The 4,188-nt window shown below is 50.3% G+C and carries 6 protein-coding genes; 2 read left to right on the forward strand and 4 right to left on the reverse strand.

Annotated elements, in window-relative coordinates; all coding sequences use genetic code 11:
* Positions 1 to 104: 104 nt before the first annotated feature.
* The 3 genes from NP590_RS20215 to NP590_RS20225 all read right to left on the reverse strand — a co-directional run bounded on the left by NP590_RS20215 (position 105) and on the right by NP590_RS20225 (position 1,202).
* On the reverse strand, positions 105 to 491 hold the full coding sequence (locus NP590_RS20215; RefSeq protein WP_256604548.1) for a type II toxin-antitoxin system VapC family toxin: 387 nt from the start codon (positions 489 to 491) through the stop codon (positions 105 to 107).
* Positions 481 to 741 carry a hypothetical protein gene (locus NP590_RS20220; RefSeq protein WP_256604549.1) on the reverse strand — a complete coding sequence of 87 codons (261 nt, stop codon included), beginning with the start codon at positions 739 to 741 and terminating at the stop codon, positions 481 to 483. The genes NP590_RS20215 and NP590_RS20220 overlap by 11 nt, the downstream gene beginning before the upstream one ends.
* Positions 742 to 1,079: 338 nt before the next feature.
* Positions 1,080 to 1,202 (reverse strand): hypothetical protein, encoded by a 123-nt coding sequence (locus tag NP590_RS20225; RefSeq protein WP_256604550.1) that lies wholly within the window; start codon positions 1,200 to 1,202, stop codon positions 1,080 to 1,082.
* Positions 1,203 to 1,418: 216 nt separating this feature from the next.
* On the opposite strand from NP590_RS20225, the gene NP590_RS20230 reads away from it, so the two are divergent.
* Both NP590_RS20230 and NP590_RS20235 read left to right on the forward strand, forming a co-directional pair.
* Positions 1,419 to 2,963, forward strand: a complete 1,545-nt coding sequence (locus NP590_RS20230; RefSeq protein ID WP_256604551.1) for an IS1634 family transposase — start codon at positions 1,419 to 1,421, stop codon at positions 2,961 to 2,963.
* Between the two features lie 30 nt (positions 2,964 to 2,993).
* Positions 2,994 to 3,347 (forward strand): hypothetical protein, encoded by a 354-nt coding sequence (locus tag NP590_RS20235; RefSeq protein WP_256604552.1) that lies wholly within the window; start codon positions 2,994 to 2,996, stop codon positions 3,345 to 3,347.
* Positions 3,348 to 3,661: 314 nt separating this feature from the next.
* Here NP590_RS20235 and NP590_RS20240 read toward each other — a convergent pair whose 3' ends face one another.
* On the reverse strand, positions 3,662 to 4,144 hold the full coding sequence (locus NP590_RS20240; protein ID WP_256604553.1) for a type II toxin-antitoxin system VapC family toxin: 483 nt from the start codon (positions 4,142 to 4,144) through the stop codon (positions 3,662 to 3,664).
* Positions 4,145 to 4,188 lie beyond the last annotated feature (44 nt).

The following is a 4,188-nucleotide window of genomic DNA, read 5'->3' on the forward strand; positions in this document are numbered from 1 at the left end:
TTATAATGAATCGGGAATGTTTTTGATGGTCAGGGCGGGCATATAGTTACCTCTGATAACAAGTATGGTTGCTAATCGAAACTCATGCAATCCGGCATATCCAATCAGTTCTCATCGGGTTGGTAATGGTCAAGCATCAGGCTAGTGATTTGGGAAAAGTGCTTGATGTTGCCCGTGCATAGCAATTCATTGTGTGCCATGGCTGTGGCAGCAATTAATGCATCACCCATTTCCATGCTATGGCTCAAGGCAAATTGACGAACCAACTGCCGAGCATGATAGGAAATCCCATGATCCACTTCATGAATGGTAAATTGAAGGGCTTGCAGCATTTTTTCAAAGATCGCCAATTCCTTTTTATTTCGGCAAAACGGTACATATTCCATGTAGGTAACTGCAGAAATTGAACGCTGCTGGGTGCTGAGTATCAACTCTTTGGCTGAAACTACGCCACGATCAGCGTAGATCAATATATTGGTATCAAAGATCACTCAACTGGCTCCGGCGACCTTTGCGAATATTACGTAATTCTGTTTCGACATCAGCAACACCTAAATCACGATGCATACCGAAAAACTCATTCATTGCGACTTCTTGTTCTACTGAATTGACAGCGGGCACAGCAGGGTGAACGATACCAAGCGTTTGACCGTGATAGGTGATTTCAACCGACTCTCCGCGTTTAAGCGCATCAATGAGAGCCTTATGTTTGGATTGAAGCTGAGAGGCTGTGAGTTGCATAATCGACAAAATAAATATTATTGATTATGTATTTTACATCTTTTCCACAAACATAGCAGTCTCTTTGCAGTGGTCTCGAGTCAAAAACCTTACGCGAGATTTACGCGACTTGGTTATGCTCAGTTGTGATTCGTCGTGTCGCGTAGACAGACCAGACAAAATTAAAATATAAATAAAAACAATTGGCTATAGAGTTGTAATTGCACTTTTAATACGATGGTCGTGCGTTCGAATCGCACACGATCCACCATCAAATGATATATAAATCAACTAGTTAGCTTTCACAGAGCAGCTGGTTTTTTTATGCCTAGTGCTTCCCAAATTACCCACTGGGTAAATCATGATGCTAAACGCAACATGGTCACCCCTTCCACTTTGGTCAATTTCTCAACCGCTGCTAAAAGCTCTCCAACCTCAACCGGTGAATAATGCACCGTAATGTCGCCATCAATGTGATGCATCAACGCCTTTCTGGTTTCCAAAGGTAAGGATTGGCAGCGTCCTTCCAGTCTGGCATCCTTAATCCACCTTTAACAAACTCTAGCATCAAAAACTCGGCGGCTTATGCATGTCGATTTTTAACTCATTGAAATAATTTACCTGTTGTTTTTGGGCTCCGCAAAATGGCAAATGTAGTGCCATATTATTGTTTTCAGGGTATTGCACCTTGACTGGCCTTGCGGTGCGTTGGCGGCATATATATCCGATGCACTTCCACCCTCAGCAACGCCACAGGCGAACACTATTTCACCTATCGACTGGTGAGTAGCGAGCGCATCGACGGCAAAGTCAAACAAGTGGCCTTGCTTAACCTGGGTCGCCATTTTGCCGTGGACGCCGCCTTGTGGCCGGCGGTCTGCCAAAGGGTCACCGAATTGATGGTGGGCCAAGCCAGTTTGCTCGACCCGGCGTTGCCGAAGGCCGCCGCTCAGGAAGCAGAGTGTATCGCGGCGCAGTTGTTGGCACAGCGTGCGCTGGTGTACCCAGATGCCACGCCGACGGCGGCCGCCTCGGTTGCCGGCGAAGCAACAGCTGCCGCCATTCTTCCCGAAACGATGCCTACGGCCGAAACGGCCGCGTTGGCGGATACCGAAATGGTCTTGGTCGATACGCTGGAACTGGTCAGGCCCCGCTCGATTGGCGTCGAGCATGTCGTCTGCTGGGCCATGCGGCAAGTGGGTTTTCATGAGTTGCTGATCGAATGCGGCCTGTCCGGGCCGCTACGGGCGGCGATACTGGGTGTCATCATCGGCCGGATGGCGGCGCCGGATTCGGAAGCGGCCACCCATCGTTGGCTGGGACAGCAAAGCGGCCTGGGTAAATTGCTGGAGGTCGACTTCGAACGCATGCCGGCGATGACGCTGTATCGCGCCTCGGATGCCTTGATGAAGCATCGCGATCTCATTGAACGCACGCTGTTCGACCGCGCTCAAGCCTTGTTTGGCTTCGAGTTGACCGTGACCCTGTATGATTTGACCGCCACTTATTTCGAAGGCACGGCCGAAATCAATCCCAAAGCAAAGCACGGCCGCTCAAAGGAGAAGCGTAGCGACTGTCCGTTGGTAACCTTGGGTCTGGTGCTGGACGGCAGCGGCTTTGTCCGGCGGTCCGAAGTCTTCGAAGGCCATGCCGCCGAAGGTAAGACCCTGGCTGGGATGCTGAAAGACCTGGAAGCGCCCGCCGGCGCTCTGGTGGTCATGGATGCCGGCATCGCCACGGAAAGTAATTTGATCTGGCTACGCGAACACGGTTACCGTTATTTAGTGGTTAGCCGCGAACGCGCCTTTATGCCCTTCAGGGTACGCCAATTCGAAACGGAAACGGCGATCCCCATTGAAACCGCCGCCGGCCACAACGTACAGATTCAACGCGTCGACGACCAAGAGCAGCAGGAAGTGCGGCTCTATTGCTACTCCGAGCAGCGCGAACAAAAGGAGCAGGCCATCAACCAGCGCTTCCGCGAACGTTTTGAGGCCGGGCTACAAAAAATCGCCGATGGCTTGGCCGCACCGCGCGGCGAAAAAAGCCTGGCCAAACTGCAAGAGCGTATCGGTCGGCTGAAAGAAAAAAGCCATGGTGTAGGACAGCATTATGAGATCGAACTGATCGCCAATCCAGCCAGTGAAAAGATCATCGAGCTACGCTGGAGCCAACAGATCAAGGCCGGCACGCGGTTATCGCATCCCGGCGTCTACTGCCTGCGCAGCAACCAAACCGATTGAGACAGCGAACCACTGTGGCGTACTTACATCATGCTGACCGATTTGGAAGCCGTGTTTCGCAGCCTCAAATCCGAACTTGGTCTGCACCCGGTCTATCACCACAAAGAAGAACGGGTGGATGGCCACCTATTCATCACTGTTCTGGCCTACCAGTTCGTGCAAATCATACGCAAACAGCTGCAAGCCCACGGCATCCAAGGCCGCTGGAGCACGCTACGGGAAATCCTCGGTGTACAGCGCCGCGTCAGCGCCTCCTTCCGCCGCGCCGATGGTCGCAGCCTACATGTGCGCAAAGCCACTCGGCCGGAAACCGAGCTGGCGGAAATCTATCAAGCCCTGAACCTTAACCCTTTGCCAGGAGGCGTACAAAAAACCATCATCTAGCGCAAAAAACAGCTCAATAACGCGCTTGTAGTGCCTTACGGGATTTTTTAAATCACTAAATAACTGATTAAAAAGCGTTTTTAAACTGGGGTGTTAAAGATGGGCTAAGCTCCTGTCTATTTTTTGGACAGGACAGGTTAATAATCCTGGTCAATTTTCAGCCGGAATTCGGCCTCTTACATGGTCAATTTTCAACCGGCGTCAACACAGCGGTGTTGGGTGCATAAAATAAACAATGTGTTAAACCGCGCCCCCACAATCGGTACAACCAAAGATGAAGCAATGGCCGTACGACATTTGGCAGGCAAGCTTGGTTATGAGTTTGCCCGGGATAAGAATTCTTCAAGACTCAGCGCCGTTTCTGGAAATTCCCTTAATTGCTTTTTGTCTTGTGTCACTAACTTAACTGATAGCTGTCGAGCTAAAGCCAAAAATTCACAGTCATAAGCAGAACAAGTGCTACTGGTAACGAGGTTCATGACCGCGACAGAAGGCAAGGTAAACTTCCGGTCCGCCATCAACGATTCGGCTTCATCTTGAAAAGCTAATGCCTCGGTCAAGGAAATCATATTCTGCCTAATATAAAGCGCAAGCACATTACGGAATTCGCTTCGCCAAAGTTCAGGTACGGCCCAGTCAGGATCAACTTGAAACAACTGACTTGCTTTGTCGGAATATTTCGTCGGTAAGAACAAGCAGCTAATAATAATTTGGTATCGGCAGCGATCATGGACGGCCATTCTCGATAGCTTGATCGATGTCGTCTGCTGTAATGATATTGGGCTAAACGCTGGCACGTAGCTGCTCTATGCGTTGTAGGCGATCATTGGTGTTGGTTTTC

Source organism: Methylomonas subterranea, from assembly GCF_024505185.1.
GTDB lineage: Bacteria > Pseudomonadota > Gammaproteobacteria > Methylococcales > Methylomonadaceae > Methylomonas > Methylomonas subterranea.